At 55.8% G+C, this 23,584-nt stretch carries 16 protein-coding genes, 2 tRNA genes and 1 pseudogene; 4 read left to right on the forward strand and 15 right to left on the reverse strand.

What is annotated here, in order from left to right:
* Positions 1–5: 5 nt before the first annotated feature.
* Positions 6–1,379 carry a CoA transferase gene (locus AC3Y5R_RS01325; protein ID WP_489919807.1) on the forward strand — a complete coding sequence of 458 codons (1,374 nt, stop codon included), beginning with the start codon at positions 6–8 and terminating at the stop codon, positions 1,377–1,379.
* 105 nt (positions 1,380–1,484) lie between these two features.
* On the opposite strand, the gene AC3Y5R_RS01330 is transcribed toward AC3Y5R_RS01325, so the two are convergent.
* The 4 genes and pseudogenes from AC3Y5R_RS01330 to AC3Y5R_RS01345 all read right to left on the reverse strand — a co-directional run bounded on the left by AC3Y5R_RS01330 (position 1,485) and on the right by AC3Y5R_RS01345 (position 5,308).
* Positions 1,485–2,039 carry a TorD/DmsD family molecular chaperone gene (locus AC3Y5R_RS01330; RefSeq protein ID WP_489919808.1) on the reverse strand — a complete coding sequence of 185 codons (555 nt, stop codon included), beginning with the start codon at positions 2,037–2,039 and terminating at the stop codon, positions 1,485–1,487.
* A gap of 36 nt (positions 2,040–2,075) precedes the next feature.
* Positions 2,076–2,813 (reverse strand): phosphatase, encoded by a 738-nt coding sequence (locus AC3Y5R_RS01335; protein ID WP_158784768.1) that lies wholly within the window; start codon positions 2,811–2,813, stop codon positions 2,076–2,078.
* 53 nt (positions 2,814–2,866) lie between these two features.
* Positions 2,867–3,808: a glyoxylate/hydroxypyruvate reductase GhrA gene (gene ghrA, locus AC3Y5R_RS01340; RefSeq protein ID WP_489919809.1), complete on the reverse strand. Its 942-nt coding sequence runs from the start codon at positions 3,806–3,808 to the stop codon at positions 2,867–2,869.
* Positions 3,809–3,900: 92 nt separating this feature from the next.
* Positions 3,901–5,308, reverse strand: a pseudogene (locus AC3Y5R_RS01345) (peptide MFS transporter).
* A 253-nt stretch (positions 5,309–5,561) separates the two neighbouring features.
* Between AC3Y5R_RS01345 and AC3Y5R_RS01350 the strand changes: the two are divergent.
* Positions 5,562–5,649 (forward strand) — tRNA-Ser (locus AC3Y5R_RS01350).
* 101 nt (positions 5,650–5,750) lie between these two features.
* Here AC3Y5R_RS01350 and AC3Y5R_RS01355 read toward each other — a convergent pair.
* Together AC3Y5R_RS01355 and phoA are read right to left on the reverse strand one after the other, a co-directional pair.
* Entirely contained in the window at positions 5,751–6,881 is a 1,131-nt protein-coding gene (locus tag AC3Y5R_RS01355; RefSeq protein WP_489919810.1) for a hypothetical protein, read from the reverse strand.
* Between the two features lie 166 nt (positions 6,882–7,047).
* The gene (gene phoA, locus AC3Y5R_RS01360; protein ID WP_489919811.1) at positions 7,048–8,454 is read right to left on the reverse strand and encodes an alkaline phosphatase; all 1,407 of its coding nucleotides are present in this window, start codon (positions 8,452–8,454) and stop codon (positions 7,048–7,050) included.
* 256 nt (positions 8,455–8,710) lie between these two features.
* Between phoA and AC3Y5R_RS01365 the strand changes: the two genes are divergently transcribed.
* A tRNA-Ser gene (locus tag AC3Y5R_RS01365) sits at positions 8,711–8,798 on the forward strand.
* 252 nt (positions 8,799–9,050) lie between these two features.
* On the opposite strand, the gene phoH is transcribed toward AC3Y5R_RS01365, so the two are convergent.
* The 5 genes from phoH to putP form a co-directional block, all read right to left on the reverse strand.
* On the reverse strand, positions 9,051–9,839 hold the full coding sequence (gene phoH / locus AC3Y5R_RS01370) for a phosphate starvation-inducible protein PhoH (protein ID WP_489919812.1): 789 nt from the start codon (positions 9,837–9,839) through the stop codon (positions 9,051–9,053).
* A gap of 577 nt (positions 9,840–10,416) precedes the next feature.
* On the reverse strand, positions 10,417–11,703 hold the full coding sequence (gene efeB, locus AC3Y5R_RS01375; RefSeq protein WP_489919813.1) for an iron uptake transporter deferrochelatase/peroxidase subunit: 1,287 nt from the start codon (positions 11,701–11,703) through the stop codon (positions 10,417–10,419).
* Between the two features lie 6 nt (positions 11,704–11,709).
* Positions 11,710–12,834 (reverse strand): iron uptake system protein EfeO, encoded by a 1,125-nt coding sequence (gene efeO / locus AC3Y5R_RS01380; protein ID WP_489919814.1) that lies wholly within the window; start codon positions 12,832–12,834, stop codon positions 11,710–11,712.
* 53 nt (positions 12,835–12,887) lie between these two features.
* Complete coding sequence (efeU, locus tag AC3Y5R_RS01385; RefSeq protein ID WP_158784466.1) at positions 12,888–13,721, reverse strand: iron uptake transporter permease EfeU; 834 nt, start codon at positions 13,719–13,721, stop codon at positions 12,888–12,890.
* 259 nt (positions 13,722–13,980) lie between these two features.
* A complete protein-coding gene (gene putP, locus AC3Y5R_RS01390) occupies positions 13,981–15,465 on the reverse strand; it encodes a sodium/proline symporter PutP (RefSeq protein WP_489919815.1) in 1,485 nt (494 codons plus the stop codon).
* A gap of 414 nt (positions 15,466–15,879) precedes the next feature.
* Here putP and putA point away from each other — a divergent pair, with 414 nt between their 5' ends.
* Positions 15,880–19,830, forward strand: a complete 3,951-nt coding sequence (gene putA, locus AC3Y5R_RS01395) for a trifunctional transcriptional regulator/proline dehydrogenase/L-glutamate gamma-semialdehyde dehydrogenase (protein ID WP_489919816.1) — start codon at positions 15,880–15,882, stop codon at positions 19,828–19,830.
* Between the two features lie 42 nt (positions 19,831–19,872).
* Here the strand turns inward: putA and AC3Y5R_RS01400 are convergent, their stop codons facing one another.
* The 4 genes from AC3Y5R_RS01400 to tcyJ all read right to left on the reverse strand — a co-directional run bounded on the left by AC3Y5R_RS01400 (position 19,873) and on the right by tcyJ (position 23,536).
* A complete protein-coding gene (locus tag AC3Y5R_RS01400; RefSeq protein ID WP_489919817.1) occupies positions 19,873–20,946 on the reverse strand; it encodes an acyltransferase family protein in 1,074 nt (357 codons plus the stop codon).
* Positions 20,947–21,315: 369 nt separating this feature from the next.
* Positions 21,316–22,068: an L-cystine ABC transporter ATP-binding protein TcyN gene (gene tcyN, locus AC3Y5R_RS01405; protein WP_489919818.1), complete on the reverse strand. Its 753-nt coding sequence runs from the start codon at positions 22,066–22,068 to the stop codon at positions 21,316–21,318.
* Entirely contained in the window at positions 22,065–22,733 is a 669-nt protein-coding gene (gene tcyL / locus AC3Y5R_RS01410; protein ID WP_158784461.1) for a cystine ABC transporter permease, read from the reverse strand. The genes tcyN and tcyL overlap by 4 nt, the downstream gene beginning before the upstream one ends.
* On the reverse strand, positions 22,733–23,536 hold the full coding sequence (gene tcyJ, locus AC3Y5R_RS01415; RefSeq protein WP_158784460.1) for a cystine ABC transporter substrate-binding protein: 804 nt from the start codon (positions 23,534–23,536) through the stop codon (positions 22,733–22,735). The genes tcyL and tcyJ overlap by 1 nt, the downstream gene beginning before the upstream one ends.
* Positions 23,537–23,584: the final 48 nt, after the last annotated feature.

Raw genomic sequence — 23,584 nt, forward strand, 5'->3', positions numbered from 1 at the left:
AGGCAATGGACACCGGGTTAACCACACTGCTCTGGCAACAACTCTGGCAGGGACTGCGTAACACCGCCACGCCAGTACCGACCGTCAACTTAACAGGCGATAAGCGTCTCTGCTCCGGTTATCCGGTAAGCGAACTGGCGGCGACCAGCACCGCACTGGCCATGCAGGCTACTGCAGCCTTAATTGATTCCCCTCATCAACTGACCGTGGATGCGCGTCTGGCTTCGCGCTGGTTTCAGCACAGTTTCCGCCCGATAAATCGCGATGCGCCTGCGCTGTGGGATGCGTTTGCCGGTGACTATGCCACCCGCGAGGGGTGGATCAGACTGCATACCAATGCACCGCACCACCGTCTGGCGATGGAAAAAGTGCTGGGACAGCATCCCAGCCGTCAGGCGCTGGCCAGCGTCGTCAGCCAGTGGCAGGCGACCGGGCTGGAAGAGGCCATCGTTGCTGCCGGAGGCTGTGCAGCTGAAATGCGCAGCATTGCCGCGTGGCAGCAGCATCGCCAGGGGCAGAGCGTCAGCAGAGAAGCGCTGATCGCGCAGACTTTGCAGCCGGAAGCCCCCGCGCCAGACTGGCAGTTGCCCGCAGCACGCCCCATGCTCGGTGTGAAAGTGCTGGATCTGACCAGGATTATTGCCGGGCCGGTCGCCACACGTTTTCTGGCAGGGCTTGGCGCGGAAGTGTTACGCATCGACCCGCCAGGCTGGGAAGAACCCACCCAGGCAGAGGAAGTGACGCTGGGGAAACGCTGTGCGAGGCTCGACCTGAAAACAGCGGCCGGACGGGAAACGTTTGAGGCATTATTGCGGCAGGCAGATGTCATCGTTCACGGCTATCGGGCCGATGCGCTGAGTAAACTGGGTTATGACAGCGAAACGCGGCAAAAACTCGCCCCGGGGCTGATCGATGTCAGTCTGAATGCCTGGGGCTGGACCGGTCCCTGGCGTAACCGCCGGGGCTTTGACAGCCTGGTGCAGATGGAATGCGGCATTGCCGATACCGGACGCCTCTGGAAGAGGAGCGATGCCCCTTCCCTGTTGCCGGTGCAGGCGTTGGATCAAGCAACGGGTTATCTGATGGCTGCCGCCGTGCTGGAAGGGATGCGTCAGCGTCGGTTAAATCACACCGGGTTCACGGCACGTCTGTCACTGGCCCGTACCGCCTGTCTGCTGACGGATAATCCTTATGCGGACACAAAGCATCCTGGCGGCCTGGGTCCGGCCCGGCGTCATGATGAAAACGTCGAAACCGAAATGACCCACTGGGGCATCGGTAGCCGGTTGCGTTCTCCCCTCTGGCTGCCCGGCACGCCGCTGATCTGGTCGCGCCCGGCCTCACCGCTCGGCTCCAGCTCAGCCTGCTGGCTGAAGTGACCTTTGTAATTCGAACAGTCCTCCGGCTGACATGAAAATGTGCCGGACGGGCCTTCCTCACATGGTCGAATTTATCCGGCCCAATTGTGCATCACCCGCGCAGGATCAGTTGTCCCCTTCCTCTTCCAGCTCGTCACGCATTGCCTGGATCGCTTCACGACTCAGCGCTGCCAGCGTGCGGTAGAACGCCGTGCTGGCATGGGCTTCCACTTTGCCCAGGAACTGGCCGCACCAGGGCATCAGGTAGTCATCAAACAGAGAGATCTGCGCCTGAGACTCGTCGGCTTCTGACTGATCTTCCAGCCAGGACGAGGCCAGCAGCAGCGCGCCAAAATGGTCGGCTTGCGCATCAGTCATCGGCATACCCCGGCTTTGCAGGAAGGCACGGACTTCGCTCTCCTGTGGTCCGTTATCCCAGTGAGAGCCGTAAGGAGGAACCTTGCAATCACTGCCAACAAACAGCGCGTTGTAATCGGCGGCCAGCGCCTGTGGATCGCTGTTCTGCTGCAAACGCTGCAACAGCTCATCCTGATCCAGCGGCCAGTGCTGCTGCAGTTTGCCTTCATGCAGCAGCGTAAAAAGCGGCACCAGCAGCGGATCCTGAGGCTGGCGATAATAGAGCGAGCCAAGGATACGGCAGATGATCGAAAATTCATTCATGACGGGGTGTCCATTCAGAGGTTAAGCGTGACAGGGTCACATATCAGCAAATTCAGCAATTTTTTTGCCCGTGCGCAGCTCCAGGAAGTCGAGCAGGCGACGTGGCGTAACATTTAAGATGCGATCTTCCGGGAAATCAACTTCCTTCGCAATCCGCAGGCAGTGCTCAAAGTTACCGAGCGTAAACGCAGTATGTGAGTCTGAACCAAAGGAGAGCCGCCCTCCCGCATCGCGAACCGCAGCCACTATCGCCCGGCAGTTCGGTTCACTTCCCGGGCGGGAATGGGTAAAGGAGGAGTTGTTCAGCTCCAGCGCCACATCGTATTTTGCCGCTGCGGCTGCAATGGCCAGGATATCGACAGGATATTTAGGATTACCCGGATGGCTGATGATATGCACGTTACCGCTGGCCATCGCTGCAATCATCGCTTCGGTATTCGTCGCCTTATCACGCGGCGCAAATACCGGCTCGTGAAAGCCTGCCACCACAATATCCATCGCTTCCATCATCGGCCCGGTGCAGTCGATATCACCGTCGGTATTTTTAATATTGGCTTCAATGCCGCGCAAAATACCCACACCTTCAACCAGTCGCGGCCAGATACGCATATTAACGAAGTGCCAGTAGTGTGGCGCATCGGCCATATCCGGACCGTGATCGGTAATCGCCAGCAGCTTCACGCCGCAGGTTTGCGCCTGCTGAACGTAATCTCGCAGCGTGCTATAAGCGTGCGTACTGGCAACGGTGTGCATATGAAGGTCAACGGGGTACATAAAATTCTCCTGATTGCGGTAAGGCAAGAATAGCATTCCTGCCCCGGATTGACTTAATAACCACGCTCCACGTCCACGCGGCCGGAAGGCATCGCGCCCGATTCACGCTGGTTAATGGATCTGGCAATGTAATCCATAGCTTCCTCCGGCAAGGTTACAGCGGCATTATGCGGCGTGATGGCGACAGCCGGGTGCCCCCAGAAAGGATGATCCTGCGGCAACGGTTCATGCACAAAAACATCCAGCGCGACGGCTTTGATCTCACCCGCCTCGATAGCCGCCAGCTGATCGGCTTCCACCAGATGAGGACCACGTGCAAGATTAAGCAGGAAAGCGCCCGGTTTGAGTTGGCTCAGTAGCTGACGGTTGAGGATGCCCGTGGTCTGTGGCGTGTTGGGTAACAGATTGATCAGTACCTGAGTGCCGGAAAGAAACTCGCTTAACTGCTGCTGGCCGTGGAAGCTGGTGACGCCAGGCAGATCTTTGGGGGAACGGCTCCAGCAGCGAACCGGAAAGCCCCAGAATTTCAGGCTTTCTGCCACGCTGCTGCCCAGCACACCTGCGCCAAGAATGCCGATGCTGAACGCTTCACGGGAGTAATTACTCAGATGCTGCCATAAAGTCTCACGCTTCTGCTGCTGATACTCCGTAAAGCGGCGGAACCAGCCGAGCACGTGATAAACCGCGTATTCCTGCATCTGGCGACTCATGCCAGTGTCTTCCAGACGGAACAACGGCACTCCGGCTGGCAGCAATTCCGGGTGGCGGCGCAGCTGGTCGAGAATATCATCCACGCCTGCACCAAGCGCGAAGACCCCTTTCAGTCCGGTACGCCCTTGTAACATCTCGACCGGAGGCTGACGGACCAGCGCATAATCAGCATGGGCATTATCACCGGGAGTCCATATACGGAGGCGGGCCTGTGGCAGGCGCAGCTGCAAGCCAGCGAGCCATTTTTCTGCATCAAAGGAAGGGTGATAGTAAATGATGTCCATGTTTGCTCTCCTGTTTTTGCTTCAGGCTCGGGGAAAAAAGCGCTACTGGCAAGCAAAAATTGTTGGGATACTAATAGTACCCCAATAAATTATTAGCGGAATTGTGGTTGCTGTATCAGCTTGCGCAGCAGCGGTATCAGCATCAGCAGGATCAAACCGACAACGGCGCTGCCCCAGCCCAGCAGGCTGAAGATATGGCTGTAACCCGGGTTGGTCAGCGCTGCAGTGCTGCCGCTGTTTTCTGGCATCAGCCCGGAAACGTAACCCGCCAGCACCGAGGCTATGCCGGTGACCATCATCCAGCAACCCATCATGATGCCCTGATAACGTGCCGGAGCCAGTTTGCCGATCATCGCGTAACCAATCGGCGAGAGCAGCAGCTCTGCAATACTTTGCAGAACATAGCTGATCACAATCCACTTAAAGGCCACCATACCATCACCACCCGCCAGCATGATCCCCAGCGGCAGCACCAGCATACCAAGCCCGATAAAGAATAATGACGAAGCGAACTGCAAAGGAATATTTATACGCCAGCAGCGGTCCGCCAATCACAATCACCAGCGTGTTGATATTCTGCACCCACTGCGGTGCGATACGGATCCCCCAGACGTTAAGGATAATGTTGTGTTCGGTGAACAACATCAGGCCCATCGGTGCCAGCTGATACAGCGTCCAGAACACCAGTGAACCCAGCGCGAGGATCAGATAAGCCACCATCCGGCGCTGCTCTTCACGCGGGCGATGGCGCAGAGTGGTAATCCCCAGCAGCACAAAAATGACCGCGCCCAGCCCAATCACAAACGTGCCGGTGAAATCAGCATGGGTCAGCATGATGCGGATAACCGGCACCAGCACCACCAGAATAGCCAGACCGGCCAGCATCCTCCTCCGGAACTGATTTTTGCTGACGTGCAGCAGCGGTGTGTCGATATCAGCGAGGATTTTCCAGCGCAGCAGCGAGATAACGATAGCAACCGCATTGCCCAGTGTGGCAAACAGGAACAGAGCCTGGTAATGCTCAGTGAGCTGGAAGTAACCCGCGCCGGTAAAACCGATAAAAAAGCCCAGGTTCATTCCGGCGTAGTTCCACAGAAACGCGCTCTCACGGCGGTTATCTTCCGGGGTAAAGCGCTGGGTCAGCATCATATTGATGCAGGTGACGTTAAGGCCGCTGCCGGTCAGGAACATCGCCAGTCCCCAGTAAAGGCCTTCGGCACTCTGGCCCGACAGCACCCAACATCCGGCAACCTGCAGGATCATACCCAGCACGAAGAGGTTACGGTTGCTGAGATAGCGCCCACCCAGGTAGCCACCAAACAGGTGCAGGCCGTAATTAAACGCACCGAAAACCCCCATCATCGCATTGGCCTGCCCTTCGCTGAAGCCCAGCCGTTTGGTGGCGTAAAGCACCAGCGTTGAATAGAGCACGGCAAAACCGAGCGTGGCGAATATTTGGATAAAGAACAGCGCACTCGTTCCGCCGGGAGCGGTGGCCATATTTTTTGTCGGGGTGTTCACACCGGACCTCGTGATTTTCCTGCCATCTGAAATGCATTATTATGCATGCTGAGGCTCAGAATGCGCCCCCTGCAAATGCTTTTGGTGCCGCTGAAAGACGCTTTTGCCGATTTAAACAGCAATCTGCTGTAAAACTGGCTAAATGGGCGGAAAAGTAGAGAAAGAGTGTTGACCGGCGCAGGACTTTTCCCTACATTAGCGCCCGTCAGCAACACAGTTGCGACAACAATATGGTGAGGTGTCCGAGTGGCTGAAGGAGCACGCCTGGAAAGTGTGTATACGGCAACGTATCGGGGGTTCGAATCCCCCCCTCACCGCCATAATTCGAAAAAGAGCTCGAACTTACGTTCGGGCTTTTTTTTTCGCATATTGCACAGTAGTGGGTGGGTGAGAAACCCCGCCGGGGTTCGACAACCGGCTTTTACGCTTTACCAAAGCTCACATCAATGTTCATCGCATCGGTATGGCGCATCGGATTGCTGCCCTGCCCGAGCTGATCGTCATTCGGGTGGATATAGGTATCACCTGTGCCCAACTGATCCTCCATATACTGCCCACCCGCCTTCATGGTATCGCTTGAGCCGTCGTACCAGCCTGCAATAGTTTTATTACCGGCACTGTCTTCTGAAACGATATTGGACGGAGCACCGTCAGCGATACTTTTGTTGTCCCCAATATTAAAGCCATTGTGGTCGGTAGCGCTGATTGATGCGTTACGTCCATCAATGTCGCTGGTATTCACAAAACCATTGTAAAACTCCAGTCGGCTGGCGCTGTCCTGATATTTACCGTCGGCGTCCGCCTGCTTGATTACGCCGGTAAAATCATTCTGGTAGTTCATTGTTCCCGTCTCACCGGGTTTGAGCTTCATCTCCGCAACTTTATTATTGTCCTTATCGAACATTCCGAGCGAAATATCATGGTCTTCGTTATTGGTAATATCGAACGATCGCGGCCCGCTCCCCACCGGCTTGCCAGAAGCCGGAGTGGCGCTGGTAGCGGAATCAGGATCCGTGCTGGCAGTGGAAGACGACAGGTTATCAGCGCCACTGGAATCGATGGCGGTGGAAGATGCTGATTGCGCCGGGGTGCTAGCGCCAGCATTCTCCTGCGGTTGCGCTACGTTGCTGGCGGTTGCCGCTCCAACATCAGCGGCTGATGGACTACTGCCTGAACTTCCAGAACTTGTTGCTGGCGAGCTGCTGCTGTCGTTATTGCTGTTGCCACTATTTTGCTGCAGAAGCTGCATCACCATTTTGAGCAGTTCACTCACTACCTGCAAAATCTGCTGGTTGAGTTCTCCGCCGGAATTTTGTGTGTTGCTGCCAGAACCAACTTCATCAACCGCAGAACGACTTTGCGACATGCTGTTGCCGAAGTTCAGGGCACTGCCACCAGATTGTGTCGCGCCATAATTAATACCGCCGCCAGACTGTCCTGAGGTGTTTGTTTTACAGGACAGATCCGAAGTCCCAAAGCCTGAACCAAAACTGTTTTCTGATGGTTGCGGATGATTGATGTAGCCCGCCGATCTGAGACTGTCCACTGACATAGGATTTTCCACACGGTGAGTTAGGGTGTAAACGTGAGTGAAAAAACAGTGCCCCTGGTTCCGTTCAGTGCAAAATTTAACAAAATAGCTGCCGGCCCGGGCTGTAACACCGCAACAGCATAATGGCGGGCACCGGCAGCGTCAGTAACACGTCAATCAGCTAAAATCACTTAATCTCCATCGCCGTTTTCAGCGTGTAGAACAGGTCAGTCTGATCGGTCAGCCCGACCACGTTCGCGGCATGAGGACCAAATGCTGCGATACGTAACTGTGTACCGGTATGGCCCTGCGAATCCTCTTCTGAGTTGCCGTAGCTGATGGTCATCAGGCCGCCCTCTCTGGTATTCAGCGTTTGCGTCACTCCCGGAGCTTTACTGTCATTGGCAATGATCTGGCTGGAGTGTGCATGATCGGCGGTTACCACCACCAGCGTATTGCCCTCTTTACGGGCAAACTCCAGCGCCTGCTGTACCGCTTCGTCCAGGTCCACCGTTTCACCGATCTGCCCACAAGAATTGGCCGCGTGGTCCTGCTTGTCGATAGAAGCCCCTTCCACCTGCAGGAAGAAGCCGTTCTCATTTTTGCTCAGTAGCTGGATGGCCTTATCCGTCATCTGCGCCAGGGTTGGCGTCGAAGCCGGACGCTCCGCATTCACTTCACAGGTCACCGTTTTTCCGTCCAGGTTACCGTGATAGGTGGCTTTCGGGCCTTTCCAGCGCACCGGCATATTGCCGCCAGCAAACAGTCCCAGCACGGGATTAGCCTGGCTGGCTTCTGTAACTGCATTCAGACTGTTCAAATCGCTGATTAACTGGTAACCGCGCAGCTTAGCCTGCTCTTCCAGTGTCTTGCCCTGCCACTCGCCAGCCTTCGCCGTTTCGCTGAATGTTTTGCCACCGCCGCCCAACGTGACATCAGCGCGGGCATTCAGCAACTGTTCGGCTATCGATCCCTTGCCACCCTTCTCCAGCGCGTTCGCCGGGCAAATCTCACTGGTCTTTTCCGGGCCGTAGCATTTACGGGAAGTGACATGAGCAATTTGCGCGGCAGGTGTGGCATCTTCCAGCTCGGCCGTGGAGACGTTACCGCTTGCTTTGCCTGCGGCTTTAGCCAGTTCCATTATTGTCGGATGATCTTTGCCAGTCACATCCACGCCGAGTGCCCCGTTATAAGATTTAACGCCGGTGCTCCATGCCGTGGCCGAGGCAGCAGAATCGGTGACGTAGTCAGGCTTATGCGTTTTTTTATCCAGCGCATAATGCGTGTACTGGCCGGTTAACGGCAGAGCATCAATCCCTTTAAAAAAACCGCCTGCCCCTTCCGCATAGTTACGTGCGGCAGTGATTTCTGAATCTCCCATACCATCGCCAATCAGCAGGATGACATTCTTCGCCTTGCTGTTGCTGAGGGAGGCTTTCAGCGCTTCGGTCTGATCTTCTGTCAGCCGACGTGCTCCGCCCGGTTGAGTGATATCTCCCTGAGCAGCGCGGCTGTATGCTGCAATATCAGCCCAGGCGTTAGCAGATAAGACGGTGGCGATCAGGGACAGGGTGAGCAGGGTTTTATGTTTCATTAAGTCGACGCTCCGTGAAAAAGTTTTGCTAAAAGTTTCAGGGAGCCAGTCTGCGACACAACCATGTCATTTTTGCGTCAGATAAATGTCATCCTGATGACAATTGCCCGCACTGGCTGCAAGCCCTGACAGCCGCGCGGAACGGGAGCTGGCCAGGTCTTAACCTGCCAGAATAAAAAGAAAATTTTGCTTGACCAGAATCAGGCGACTCCCTATAGTAGCGCCCCGTCGCCCCAGCCGGCGAAGCAGTATTTGTGGTGAGGTGTCCGAGTGGCTGAAGGAGCACGCCTGGAAAGTGTGTATACGGCAACGTATCGGGGGTTCGAATCCCCCCCTCACCGCCATAATTTAAAGAAGAGCCTGAACTCGCGTTCGGGCTTTTTTTTCGCATATAGCTCAGTAGAGGGTGGGTGAGAAACCCCGCCGGGGTTCGACAACCGGCTTCAGCCGGTTGGACAGATCGGACGCAGCGCGGACGAACTGCCCGAAGGGCGAGCAAAGCGAGTCAATCCCCCCCTCACCACCATGATTCAAAAAAAAGCCCGGACTCTCGTCCGGGCTTGATTATATCTCACAGAATCAGCGTCAAACGGTGATTAACCGTAGGCCAACAGCGTACGCTGGCAGAGCTGTGAACGTACGCAGTCTTCTTTACCAAAACGCACCACGCTTACCATCTCGTCATCCTCAAAGCGGGCCAGGGCATCGCTGAGACCAGACTGCACATGGGACGGCAGGTCACACTGGGTGACATCGCCGTTGACGATAACGGTTACGTTTTCCCCGAGTCGGGTCAGGAACATCTTCATCTGAGCGGCGGTGACATTTTGCGCCTCATCCAGTATCACCACGGCATTTTCGAAGGTACGCCCACGCATATAGGCAAAGGGAGCGATCTCCACCTTACCGATTTCGGGACGCAGACAATATTGCATAAAGGAAGAACCGAGACGTTTAACCAGAACGTCATACACGGGCCGGAAGTACGGAGCGAATTTCTCTGAGATATCCCCGGGCAGGAACCCGAGATCCTCATCCGCCTGCAGCACAGGCCGCGTCACTATGATCCTGTCAACATCCTTATGTATCAGGGCCTCGGCCGCTTTTGCGGCGCTGATCCAGGTTTTACCGCAGCCTGCTTCGCCGGTAGCGAAGATCAGCTGTTTGCTTTCTATGGCTTTGAGATAGTGCGCCTGAGCTTCATTACGGGCTTCAATCGGCGAGTGGTCGCGGGTGTCGCGAGCCATGCCAATGGAGTCCAACCCACCCATCTGCACCAGCGAGGTGACCGATTCTTCTTCACGCTGACGGTGACTGCGTGAATCGCTACGAAGCACACGTTTTGCTTCACGACGAGCTTTGATCACTGCTTTCTGTCTTCCCATAGTGGCACCTTACAGTTGGTTTCATTTCCCGCATCTTTATTATCGACGCGATTACGTGAACGCTTTAGAGGTTTTGGTGGCTTCCTTTTAAGCCTTGTCTGGCCGTTAAGAGCGGTACACAGCGTTGTACGAACGCCGCCGGGCACCGGGTTACACTGAATTCAGAATGAATGCTGGAATGGTAAAGAGAAGAGGAAGTCGTTGGGGCAGTAAGGCCCTCACGAGGGTAAGCGATATGTATTTTCTGACGCTCCTGTCCGTTAAAGGACTTTACCATTCGCGATCTCCGTGGTGGACACAGGAACACTGCCGACATCTGATGTGAATAAAGTGCAACAGATTTGAACCTGAATGCAACATCAATTTTTACTTCAGACGAGTAAAAATTCCAATATAACCGGGAAGTAAAGCGTTACTAAATTAAACTTATCTTGTAAATCATGCAGTTGGATAATAACGACAGCTGAAAAATATTTAGGAACTTTCGTCATCTGGTCAGGAAAATCGACCGAATGGTTTATTTGCGCAAAAAACAACCTCCCGCACGGAACACGGGCAGGAGGCCAGAAAAAATCACTCATGCTTCCAGCAAAGATTGCCCAAGATAATGTTTATCATCAGGAACACCCGGCAGAACAAAAAAGTAACCGCCGCCGATCGGCCTGATATATTCTTCAAGCGCTTCGCCGTTGAGCCTTTTTTGCACAGTCAGAAAGCCTTTTTCCAAATCATGCTGATAACAGACGAAAAGCAGGCCCATTTCCAGCTGGCCGGCATTGGAAACGCCAAGGGAATAACTGTAGCCACGGCGCAGCATCAGGTTATTTTGCGTTTCCGGCGTACGCGGGTTAGCCAGGCGAATATGCGCATCCATTGGCGTGATGTTGCCGTCAGGATCGCTGGCATAATCCGGCACATCGTGCTCGTTCTGCATCCCCAGAGGCGCGCCGCTGTGCTTCACGCGGCCAAAGATGGTCTGCTGCTCCTGCAGCGGCGTACGATCCCAGAATTCCACGTGAAACTGGATAATTCGCGCCGCCTGATAGCTGCCGTTCACCGCCCAGGCCGGTTCCCCCTGCTCCGCCGACACCCACAGAATGGACTCCATCAGCGGCTGATTGCTGGTGTCAGGATTGGCCGTACCATCCTTAAAGCCCAGCAGGTTAATCGGCGTCTCTTTCCCTTTGCTGCGTGCGGCATGGTCGGAAATAAACCCTTCCCGCCGCCAGCGCACGCTAAGAAGATCCGGCGAGTGCTTGATGATATCGCGCAGCGCGTGGATCACCGTGTCGTTGGTGTTGGCGCAGATTTGCAGCAGCAGATCGCCGTGACACAGGCTGCCATCCAGCGCATCGTTAGGAAAGCGGGTCATTGCCTGCAGCTTCAGCGGCTTGTGGGCCTGCAGACCATAGCGGTCGTCGAACAGTGAGTGACCGGCTGAAACGGTAATGGTCAGGTTATCCGGATAGATATCATCACCGAGGATCCCGGAGTCCATTGGCGGCAGCTGCGGATTGGTCACCAGCGGCGCTTTGCCACCTTTGGTGAGAAAAGCGATGCGGTTATCCAGCAGGCGGAACAGGCGTTCCAGATCGGCCTTATCCGTTGCCAGCACGTCGAAGGCCACCAGCATCATCGACGCCTGTTGCGGCGTGATGATGCCCGCCTGATGCGGGCCATAGTAAGGCTGCGCTTCCTGCCGGGCATTAGGTGACAACGCACCCGGCGAGAAGGATTTATTATCCGGGGCGGCATGAACCGGACAGCCGCCGCTGACAGCGAGGGCACCGCTGAGGATGCCCATTCCTTTCAGTAAACGACGACGCGAAGCGAGCAGTGCGTTGTCAGAAGGTTGTCTTGCCATGATCAATTAATCCAGACCCAGCGTACCACGCAGTTTGGACAAATCTTCCGCCAGGGTGGTGATCGGGCCTTTCATCGCATTGCGGTCAGCGTCGGTCAGCTTGTCGTAAGATTCGTAGCCGTCTTTGGTACGATATTTCGAGAGAATGCTGTCAACTTTCCTGAAGTTGACATCAACTTTAGCCAGCAGCGCGGCATCGGCTTTCTGCAGCATTGGACGCAGCAGGTCGACAATTTTCTGTGCGCCATCGACATTCGCCTGGAAGTCAGAGAGATCGGTACGGCTGTAACGGTCTTCTTCGCCGGAGATCTTGCTGGAGGCAACCTCTTCGATCAGACCCGCAGCGCCACCGACGACTTTGCTCGGCGGGAAGGCCAGCTCGTCAACGCGCTTCTGCAGATCCAGCGTGTCGGTGTTCAGCTTGTCAGCATACTCGCTCATGCCTTTGGTGCTGTTGTCACCAAAAAGCGCTTTTTCCAGGCGGTGCCAGCCGGTGAACTTAGGATCTTCAGCTTTCTTCTCGTAGTCATCTTCACGGGCATCAATGCTGCTGTCGAGATCGGAGAACAGCTCGGCAATCGGTTCGATACGCTCGTAGTGTTTACGGGTTGGCGCATACAGGGCTTTGGCTTTTTCGATATCGCCCGCTTTCACCGCGTCAGTGAAGGCTTTGGTTCCGGCAACCAGTTCGGCCACTTCTTTGGTGACATACACCTTGTATTCTGCAATCGGTCCCACCAGCTGCATCACGTCCGGCTTGCCGTTGGACGGGCCGTTAGTCCCTTTCACAATCAGCTTGCCTTTCGGGTTGCTCAGCAGGCCGCAGGTAAGGTCGTACTCACCCGCTTCCAGGTTGGCAGTCAGTTTCTGCGTGAAACCTGGCGCAATATTCTCGCGCTCTTCCACCACCATCACCCCTTTCAGGATCTCCCACTCCAGCCCTTTCTGGCTGTTGTTCTGGATCACAAACTGGGTTTTACCGGCGTTGACGGTAACGGTCATCGGATCGCACTGTTTGTCATTCACAGTGATTTTAACCTGAGGAACATCCGCCGCCATCGCAGCAGAAGAACCGGCCAGCAGAGCAAGGAGTGCAGCAGTCAGCGCAGACTGACGAAAACGAAGAGTCATAAGTTAATCCCTGTGAAAAAAGTAATGCCTGCCAGGCAGGCACGGAGAGAGGCTTAACGCGAAGTGCGTATTGCAGCAGCCTCAGGGCGCGCGGGCAAAAAGAACAGCAGTAGCGCGGGTATTAAATAGATAAACCAGACCGCCACTTCGCTGACGCTTGGGGTTTCCTGGTAGCCGAAGAAGCCTTCCAGCAGCGTACCGAACAGCGTACTGGTGGAGAGCGAATTGCTCAGGTCAAACGCCACGTCCTGGAAGTGGTTCCACAAACCGGCCTCATGGAAGGCGCGGATCGCACCAGCGGCCAGCCCGGCAGCAACAAAGAGAATGAACAGGCTGGTCCATTTGAAGAATGCCGCCAGGTTCAGACGCACGCCGCCCCAGTAGAGCAACATGCCAAGGATGATGGCGGTCGCCAGGCCCAGCATCGCTCCGAGAGGAGGTGCAATGCCAACGTCCTGCTGGAATGCCGCCAGCAGGAAGAATACCGACTCCAGCCCTTCGCGCGCCACGGCCAGGAACACCATGCCAATCAGCGCCCAGCCACTGCCCTTGCCTTTCTGCAGGGCATTGTCGACTGCGCCTTCCAGTTGCGCCTTCACGTTGCGTGACACTTTGCGCATCCAGAACACCATCCAGGTCAGGATACAGACGGCGATCACCGCCACAATTCCCTCAAACAGTTCCTGCTCTTTCTGTGGGAACTCGCCGGTGGTTTCATTGATGAAATAGCCCAAACCGAGGCACAGCGCGGCGGCGAGAAACACCCCTGCCCACATAGCCCCAAACCATTCACTGCGTTGGGTGCGCTTCAGGTAACTGGCAATCAGGCTGACGATCAGCGCGGCTTCCAGCCCTTCGCGTAACATAATGAGAAACGGGACAAACATGCCAACACCCTCGCGTGTGAAAGAAGTTCAGTTCGGGTAAAGAAACGTAAATCGAAACGATACCGATTATCATTATCGTGCAAGAAAATACAAGTGGGCAACCGGGTATTTTCGTATTTTGCCAAAAAGCAGCGACAAGTGTGCTGAGCCTGAGGAGATGGGACAGGGAGGGCTAATCAGTCCGAAGGTCTGAATGCTGGAATTAAGTGGAAGTCAGAGGGCGTTAAGAAAAGGGGCCGCGGAGTGCGGCCCGAAAAGTTTAATCCGCGTTATATTCGGCCTCGGCAGCGGCAAAACGTTGCTGCGCTGCGGCTGAAGGCTCGCGGCCCATCAGGCTGACCAGCACGATCGCCACGCTGGCGAACAGGAAGCCAGGGATGATTTCATACAGATCCAGCCAGGCATACTGTTTCCATACCAGCACGGTCGCCGCACCGATCACCATCCCGGCGAGTGCGCCGTTGCGGGTCATCCGCTTCCAGATCAGCGAGAACAGCACCACCGGACCGAAGGCGGCACCAAAACCGGCCCAGGCGTAGCTCACCAGGCCCAGCACGCGGTTTTCAGGATTGGAGGCCAGCGCAATAGCAATCACCGCCACCAGCAGTACCATCGCACGACCAACCCAGACCAGCTCGCGCTGGGATGCGTGCTTGCGCAGGAAGTTTTTATACAGATCTTCAGTCAGCGCCGAGGAGCATACCAGCAGCTGGCAGCTCAGGGTGGACATCACCGCTGCCAGAATGGCCGACAGCAGAATTCCGGCAATCCAGGGATTGAACAGAATACGGGCCAGCTCAATAAAGATCCGCTCGCCATTCTGAGTTACGCCTGCGGCCTGCTCCGGATGGTTCTGGAAGTAAGCAATGCCAAAGAAACCGACTGCCACGGCGCCAGCCAGGCACAGGATCATCCACGCCATACCGATACGGCGGGCGGTACGGATTGAGCGGTGCGAATCTGCCGCCATGAAGCGGGCAAGAATATGCGGCTGACCGAAGTAACCCAGTCCCCAGCCCAGCAGAGAAATCACCGCCACAAAGTTCAGGTTCTTCAGCATATCGAGGTTTTCAACGCTCTTTGCCTCAATGACAGCCAGCGAATCGCCCAGGCCACCTACCGCGAAAATGACCATCACCGGTGTGAGGATCAGCGCGAAGATCATCAGGCTGGCCTGCACAGTATCGGTCCAGCTCACGGCGAGGAACCCGCCGACAAAGGTATAAATAATAGTCGCAGCAGCACCGGCCCACAGCGCCGTTTCATAGCTCATACCGAAGGTGCTTTCGAACAAACGCGCCCCTGCCACGATGCCGGAAGCACAGTAGATAGTGAAGAAGACCAGAATAACCAGCGCGGATATTACCCGCAGCAGTTTGCTTTTGTCCTCAAAACGGCTGGAGAAAAAGTCAGGCAACGTCAGCGCGTTGTCATGATGCTCGGTCTGCACGCGCAGGCGGCCAGCGACGATTTTCCAGTTGAGCCAGGCACCGATAGTCAGGCCAATGGCAATCCAGCTTTCGGAGATGCCCGAGAGGAAGATCGCGCCGGGCAGGCCCATCAGCAGCCAGCCGCTCATATCAGAAGCGCCGGCGGACAACGCGGTAACCAGGCTTCCCAGACTTCGTCCGCCAAGGATGTAGTCATCAAAATTCCTGGTCGATCGCCAGGCAATAAAACCGATCAGCACCATGCCGAGGATATAAACGCAAAAAGTCACCATCATTGGTGTGCTTACTGTCATCAGGTTCTCCATTTATAATTGTTAAAGCGCAATCCGGGCTTTCAGCCAGCACTGCCGGAACGTAGCAGCGCCACCACCGTTAACCCGGGGCGGGGTATCCTGCCGTAAACCGCTTTTACGCACAAACGATTTAACACAGCAGTTACAGTCATTTCACCTTCCGGTGCGGATAAAGTGTCAACAGGTTGCACTGGATCACAGTATCGCTGGTTGCACCCTGAAAAACCTCTTTAAAACCAGGTATTATTGCCACTCCACACTCTGGCCGGATTCTTGCAGAAATAACCATGCCGCTTTTCCAGCGGTGGATTTAAAGTCTGCAAACAGGGTCACATTTAACACAGTTGCACAAAGTTGCAACTTAAGTGATATTGCTTGCCAACATCGTAATTTCTTTGCAAGGAGTTCTCAGGCATGGGCACAACCACCATGGGCGTGAAGCTGGATGAAGCCACGCGCGAGCGGATCAGACAGGCGGCCAGCCAGATTGATCGCACCCCACACTGGCTGATTAAACAGGCTATCTTTAACTATCTGGAGCAGCTGGAACGTGGCGATGCCATGCCGGAAATTCCTTTACAGGCGGTAGTGCAGGAAGCCGAAGACTCCCCTGCTGAAGAACCGCGTCAGCCCTTCCTCGACTTCGCCGAGGCCATATTGCCACAGTCGGTGAGCCGCGCGGCTATCACCTCCGCATGGCGTCGTCCTGAAACGGAAGCGGTGCCAATGATACTGGAACAGGCGCGTCTGCCTGCCGCACTGGCACAGCAAACCTACCGCCTGGCTCATCAGCTGGCGACCAGCCTGAGGCACCAGAAAGGTGCAACCGGTCGTGCCGGAATGGTGCAAAGCCTGCTGCAGGAGTTCTCCTTATCCTCACAGGAAGGGGTTGCACTGATGTGCCTCGCAGAAGCGCTGTTGCGTATTCCCGACAAACCTACCCGCGACGCGCTGATCCGCGACAAAATCAGCAACGGTAACTGGCAGTCACACCTGGGCCGCAGCCCTTCCCTGTTTGTTAACGCTGCCACCTGGGGCCTGCTGTTCACCGGCCGCCTGGTCTCTACTCATAACGAAGCCAATCTTTCCAGCTCGCTTAACCGCATTATCGGTAAGAGCGGCGAGCCTTTAATCCGTAAAGGCGTGGATATGGCAATGCGCCTGATGGGCGAGCAGTTTGTGACCGGCGAGACGATTGCCGAAGCGCTGGCGAATGCACGCAAGCTGGAAGAGAAAGGCTTCCGCTACTCCTACGATATGCTGGGCGAAGCCGCCCTCACCGCGCAGGATGCAAAGGCCTATCTGGTTTCCTATCAGCAGGCGATCCACGCCATCGGCAAAGCCTCGAATGGCCGCGGTATTTATGAAGGGCCGGGCATCTCCATCAAGCTCTCTGCCCTGCATCCACGTTACAGCCGTGCACAGTACGACCGCGTGATCAGCGAGCTTTATCCGATCCTCAAATCGCTGACCCTGCTGGCCCGCTCTTACGACATCGGGATCAATATTGATGCGGAAGAAGCCGACCGGCTGGAGCTGTCACTCGATCTGCTGGAGAAACTCTGCTTCGAGCCAGATCTTGAGGGCTGGAACGGCATTGGCTTTGTGATCCAGGCCTATCAGAAACGCTGCCCGTTTGTGATCGATTCCCTGATCGACATGGCGCAGCGCAGCCGTCGTCGTCTGATGATCCGCCTGGTGAAAGGGGCTTACTGGGACAGCGAGATTAAACGTGCCCAGGTGGAGGGGCTGGAAGGCTATCCGGTCTATACCCGCAAGGTCTATACCGACATCTCTTATCTGGCCTGCGCCCGCAAACTGCTGGCGGTGCCGAACCTGATCTATCCGCAGTTCGCCACCCACAACGCCCATACGCTGGCGGCGATCTACCAGCTGGCGGGCAATAACTACTATCCTGGTCAGTACGAGTTCCAGTGCCTGCACGGCATGGGCGAACCGCTGTATGAGCAGGTGGTGGGCAAAGTGGCCGACGGAAAGCTCAACCGTCCATGCCGGATTTATGCGCCGGTGGGAACTCACGAAACGTTGCTGGCCTACCTGGTGCGCCGCCTGCTGGAAAACGGGGCCAACACCTCGTTTGTAAACCGCATAGCGGATAACACACTGGCCATTGAAGACCTGGTTGCCGATCCGGTAGAAGACGTAGAGAAGATGGCGCGGACCGAAGGAGCCGTTGGCCTGCCGCATCCTAAAATTCCTCTGCCGCGCGATCTGTATGGTCCTGAACGCCAGAATTCAGCCGGACTGGATATGGCTAACGAACATCGTCTGGCCTCACTGTCCAGCGCCCTGCTCAACAGCGCAATCCAGCCGTGGCAGGCCCTGCCGATGATTGACGGTGAGGCAAACAGTGGCGAGCCGCTGCCGGTGATCAACCCGGCGGAACCGGCTGACATTGTCGGCTATGTGCGTTACGCCAGCGAGGCAGATGTTTCCACCGCGCTGGATGCCGCAGTGAACGCCGGACCGATCTGGTTCGCCACCCCACCGCAGGAGCGTGCCGCCATTCTTGAGCGTGCCGCGATCCTGATGGAAGGGCAGCTGCAGCGTCTGCTCGGCATTCTGGTGCGCGAAGCGGGTAAAACCTTCAGCAACGCGATTGCTGAAGTGCGTGAAGCCGTCGACTTCCTGTATTACTACGCGGGCCAGGTTCGTGAAGATTTCGACAACGAGACCCACCGTCCACTTGGGCCGGTCGTCTGCATCAGCCCGTGGAACTTCCCGCTGGCAATTTTCACCGGTCAGATTGCTGCTGCGCTTGCGGCGGGAAACAGCGTGCTGGCGAAACCGGCTGAACAAACGCCACTGGTGGCAGCCGCTGCCGTGGCATTGCTGCATGAAGCAGGCGTCCCCGCTGGCGCACTGCAATTACTGCCAGGCCTGGGTGAAACAGTGGGCGCTCAACTGACTGGCGATCCTCGCGTGCGTGGCGTGATGTTCACCGGTTCGACAGCGGTTGCCACATTGCTGCAGCGCAACCTGGCCGGGCGTCTGGATCCGCAGGGCCGCCCGACTCCGCTGATCGCGGAAACCGGTGGCATGAACGCGATGATCGTTGACTCTTCCGCGCTGACCGAACAGGTGGTGATCGACATCGTCGCTTCTGCGTTCGACAGTGCCGGCCAGCGTTGTTCCGCTCTGCGTCTGCTCTGTGTACAGGAAGACGTGGCGGACCACACCCTGAAGATGCTGCGCGGCGCAATGGCCGAGTGCCGCATGGGGAATCCTGAGCGCCTCTCCACCGATATCGGGCCGGTGATTGATGCCGAAGCGAAGCAGAATATCGAGCGTCACATCCAGGCAATGCGCACCAAAGGGATGGCCGTATACCAGGCCGCCCAGCCGAACGAGCAGGACAGTAAAGAGTGGCAGAGCGGCACATTTATTCAGCCCACGCTGATTGAGCTGCAGAGCGTTGCCGACCTGGATAAAGAAGTGTTCGGGCCGGTGCTGCACGTGGTGCGCTACAACCGCAGCACGCTGCCGCAGGTGATTGAACAGATCAACGCTTCCGGTTACGGCCTGACGCTGGGCGTGCATACCCGTATCGATGAGACCATCAGCCAGGTCACCAACCGGGCGCATGTGGGCAACCTCTATGTGAACCGGAATATGGTCGGTGCGGTAGTTGGCGTGCAGCCGTTTGGTGGGGAAGGCCTCTCCGGCACCGGTCCAAAAGCAGGCGGCCCTCTGTATCTGTACCGCCTGCTTTCCAACCGGCCGGAAGGTGCGCTGCGTGTGACGCTGGATCGTCAGGATGGGGAACGCCCGGTCGATGCGGCACTGCGTCCGACTCTGCTGGCGGCCCATCAGGCGCTGACCGGGTGGGCAAAAGATAATGCGGATCTGGCAGCCCTGTGCACCCGTTATGCCGAGCAGGGCCAGGGCGGGACCGTTCGCCTGCTGCCGGGACCGACAGGTGAACGCAACACCTTCGCCCTGCTGCCGCGTGAGCGGGTGCTGTGCGTGGCGGATAACGAAGAAGATACGTTGATCCAGCTGGCTGCGGTGACGGCAACGGGCAGCCGGGCGTTGTGGAGCGATGACGAAATGCATCGCGCGGTGTTTAAAAAGCTGCCCGCAGCAGTGAAGGAACGTATCGACTTTGCGGCCGATCCGATCGCGCAGCAGAACGAGTTCGATGCAGTGATTTATCACGGTGATGCCGATCAGTTGCGGACAGTTTGCGAGGCCGTGGCGGCGCGTGAAGGAGCAATTGTTTCTGTGCAGGGCTTTGCCCGCGCGGAAACCAATCTGCTGCTGGAGCGCCTGCTGATTGAGCGCTCTCTCAGCGTTAATACCGCAGCGGCGGGCGGGAACGCCAGCCTGATGACGATTGGTTAACAGGTAAAGCAAGGGGCGGTAGTCAGATCCCGCCCCTTTTCTTCAGACATCAAACTTCATTCGCAGCAGTTTCGGATAGATAAACAGGTTTTTCCCCACGCCGCGGTTCAGCAGCGTCCAGATCCCCACCGAACAGGCAGCACAGACCGCAACCATCGCAATCGGGAAACCGGCCGCCCACAGCATCGAGAACGCTTTGCTGGCAAAGAGATGGTGCCGTTCTGCAAACAGAATGGCTGACATGCCAAAGAACTCGATAAAAATGCGGTGCAGCACGTAGATCTGCAGCGTGTTGCGACCAATCCAGTTCAGCCAGCTCATAGTGAACACTTTATTCAGCGCCCGGCAGAGGGCGATACACATCAGGATCGCCAACACGCAGAGGAACAGACTTCCCGTAACGCCCATCGCGGCATGCGCACCAGCCAGCACCACCAGCGCCGCCCATGGCAGAAAATTACTGCGGTGCCATTCACTCCAGCGCATCACTATATTGCTGCAGAACGTGCCCAGCAGGAAGAAGATAAGATACTGCGACAAGCTCTCCGGACCCCAGCCAGGGATGATTTTAGTCACGGCGGCATAATTCAGCATCAGAGCAATAATTATCATCGCCGCCTTTTGTTCTTTGAATATTTTGGCAAAGACAAAGAACAGCCCCAGCGCATATAAATACCACGATGAACTCATTGCCAGCAGCATCAGCTTGATAAATTCCAGTGGGGAATCAGCCCAGGCCGCATTGGTATTGTTTGACAGTTGCGCACCCATGATTTCATTGGATACCCCTCGGATCATCAGCCACTGGATTATTCCCCAGAGGAAATAAAGATAAAATAAATTAGTGACGCGACTGGTAAAAACCTGCTTCCACGGACGATTGATAATTCCGTTGGTTGCCAGCAGCCCGGAAACGAAGAAGAAAGCGGGCATACGCAGCGGTGAGAGATAATAATTGAACGCCACCCACAATTTCGCCGGGATAAACCCTGCGGTCAGATGGGGGATCATTTCGGCATAGCCTGGCAAAACCACGTGATACAGTACGACAAGTAAAATACACCCACCCTTAAGGCTGTTCACCCAGGTGATGTCTTTTTTCTGAGTAGTATTCATTATATTACTCCGAACGTTATCTGTAGATGTGTAAATTTTCGGGTGAATACTGAATCCCGATAATGTGTATTTTTATTATTTTCTGGCACTGAATGTGACGATAATAAAATACAAAAGGCCGATATTATCGGCCCCAAAGGAATCATTAGATACTTCACAGATTATTTACTTTTATTATTTAAATGACCATGAGGTTTATCTTAAATGGCGCTGCTACGCCAGACATAAGTAAAGCGTAAAAACACCAGGAAATATCTGAACAGCCATTTATCTGAGTCTGCTGAAAGGATATTTAAGATTAACCTTACGGAAAGTCAGGCCGCGCTGGCCCGACCAGGAACTTCGCCGGATCGACCGGCGATAATTCCGTTATGCATTTAAAAACTTGTCGAGAAACTGGCGGGTACGGGGCTGCTGTGGGTTAGCGAACAGCTCTTTCGCCGGGCCCTGTTCCACAATTTTCCCCTGATCCATAAAGATGGCGCGATCGGCCACATCACGGGCAAAGCTCATTTCGTGGGTCACTATCACCATCGTTCGCTTCTCTTCTGCCAGTGCGCGGATGGTGCTTAGCACTTCCCCCACCAGCTCCGGATCGAGCGCCGAGGTCGGTTCGTCGAACAGAATCACTTCCGGCCTCATGGCCAGCGCACGGGCGATTGCCACACGCTGCTGCTGCCCACCGGAAAGACGACGGGGGTAGCTGTCCTCTTTGCCATGCAGACCCACTTTATCCAGCAGCTGTCGGGCACGGGCAATCGCTTCCGCTTTTGGCTCACGCTTGACGATGGTTGGCCCTTCAATGATATTTTCCAGCACCGAGCGGTGTGGGAACAGGTTGAAGCTCTGGAACACAAAGCCCACCTGCTGGCGCAGCTGACGAACCTGCTCTTTCTGCCGGTTCATGCCTGCTGTGGCATCAATGCGGATATTACCGACCTGAATAGTACCGCTGTCCGGCGTTTCCAGCAGGTTAATGCTGCGCAGCAGCGTGGTTTTACCCGAGCCGCTGGGGCCGATAATCGCCACCACTTCCCCGGAAGCGACTTCAAGATCAATGCCCTGCAGCACCGTCTGACCGTTGAACTGTTTAACCAGTTTGCTGACTTCGATGGCACTCATTTTGGCTCCCGATCCTGACGATTAACGCGATCTTCCAGCCTGCTCTGCAGCCAGGAGAGTACCGTGGCCATCACCCAGTAAATCAGCGAGGCGGCGAGGTACATGGTGAACACTTCCAGCGTCCGGGAAGTGATCAGCTGCGCCTGACGGAACAACTCCGGCACCTGAATGGTGGCGGCCAGCGAGGTGTCCTTCACCAGGCTGATAAAGCTGTTGCCTAACGGTGGCAGCGCGGTGCGGGCGGCCTGCGGCAAAACAACGCGGCGCAGGGTCTGCCAGCGCGTCATACCAATACTCGCGGCAGCTTCCCACTGTCCCCGCTCGATAGCGGCAATCGCCCCACGCAGTGACTCAGAGGCATAGGCTGCGGTGTTCAGCGACAGGCCAATCATTGCCGAAGGGATCGGATCCAGTTCAATACCGAACTGTGGCAAACCGTAGTAGATCATAAACAGCTGAGCAATCAGCGGTGTGCCACGAAAAACCGATACGTAGAAACGCGACAGCCAGGAAATCGGCCAGAAGTGCGACAGGCGCATCATCGCCAGAATAAACCCGAGCACCAGCCCGAAGAACATTCCACCGATGCTTAACTGCAGCGTGAAGACTGCCCCTTTTAATAAAAAAGGTGCTGAATCCAGCACCAGTTGAATACTTTCCTGCATTATTTAGTTACGTCCGCGCCAAACCATTTTTCCGACAGTTTAGCCATCGTACCGTCTTTCTGCATGTCGGCAATGGCTTTGTTGATGGCGTCCAGCAACTGGGTATTCCCTTTGCGCAGCGCAACGCCAGACTCCTGACGGGAGAAGGCGGGACCGGCGACTGCCAGCGTGTCACCGGTTTTTTTCACCAGATCCAACGCTGCCAGGCGGTCAACCAGGATGGCATCGATACGGCCCACGCGCAGATCCTGATATTTGGTCGGGTCATCATCATAAGTGCGGACATCCACGTCCTTCACGTTGGCGCGAACCCACTGCTCATAGTTGGAGCCCAGACCGACGCCGACTTTCTTACCGCTCAGATCTTCGGGTTTGGTGATGCTGGCCGCGTTGGCTTTTTTGGTCAGCGCCTGAATACCAGAGATTGTGTAAGGGGTGGAGAAATCATATTTCTTCTTACGCTCGTCGGAGATGGTCACCTGGTTGATCACCACATCGATACGTTTGGAGTCCAGCGAAGCCAGCATCCCGTCCCATTTGGTCGGCTTCAGGCTCGCTTTCACGCCGAGGTGCTGCGCCAGCGCGGTGGCAAAATCCACTTCGAAACCGGCCAGCTTGCCGTTTTCGTCCTGGAAGCTGAACGGCGGATAGGTGCCTTCCAGCCCCACCAGCAGTGAACCGCGCTCTTTCACTTTATTCAGCAGGTTTTCTTCAGCAGCAAATGCACTGGAGGAGAGACCCGCTACCAGCGCCAGAGACATCACACCCATCACCAGTTGGCGACGAACCAGAGAGAAATTCATAAGGACTCCACTATGTTTTCAGATCCCAAACGGAATATATTTCGCTAT

It is taken from the genome of Erwinia sp. 009765445 (genome assembly GCF_058137865.1).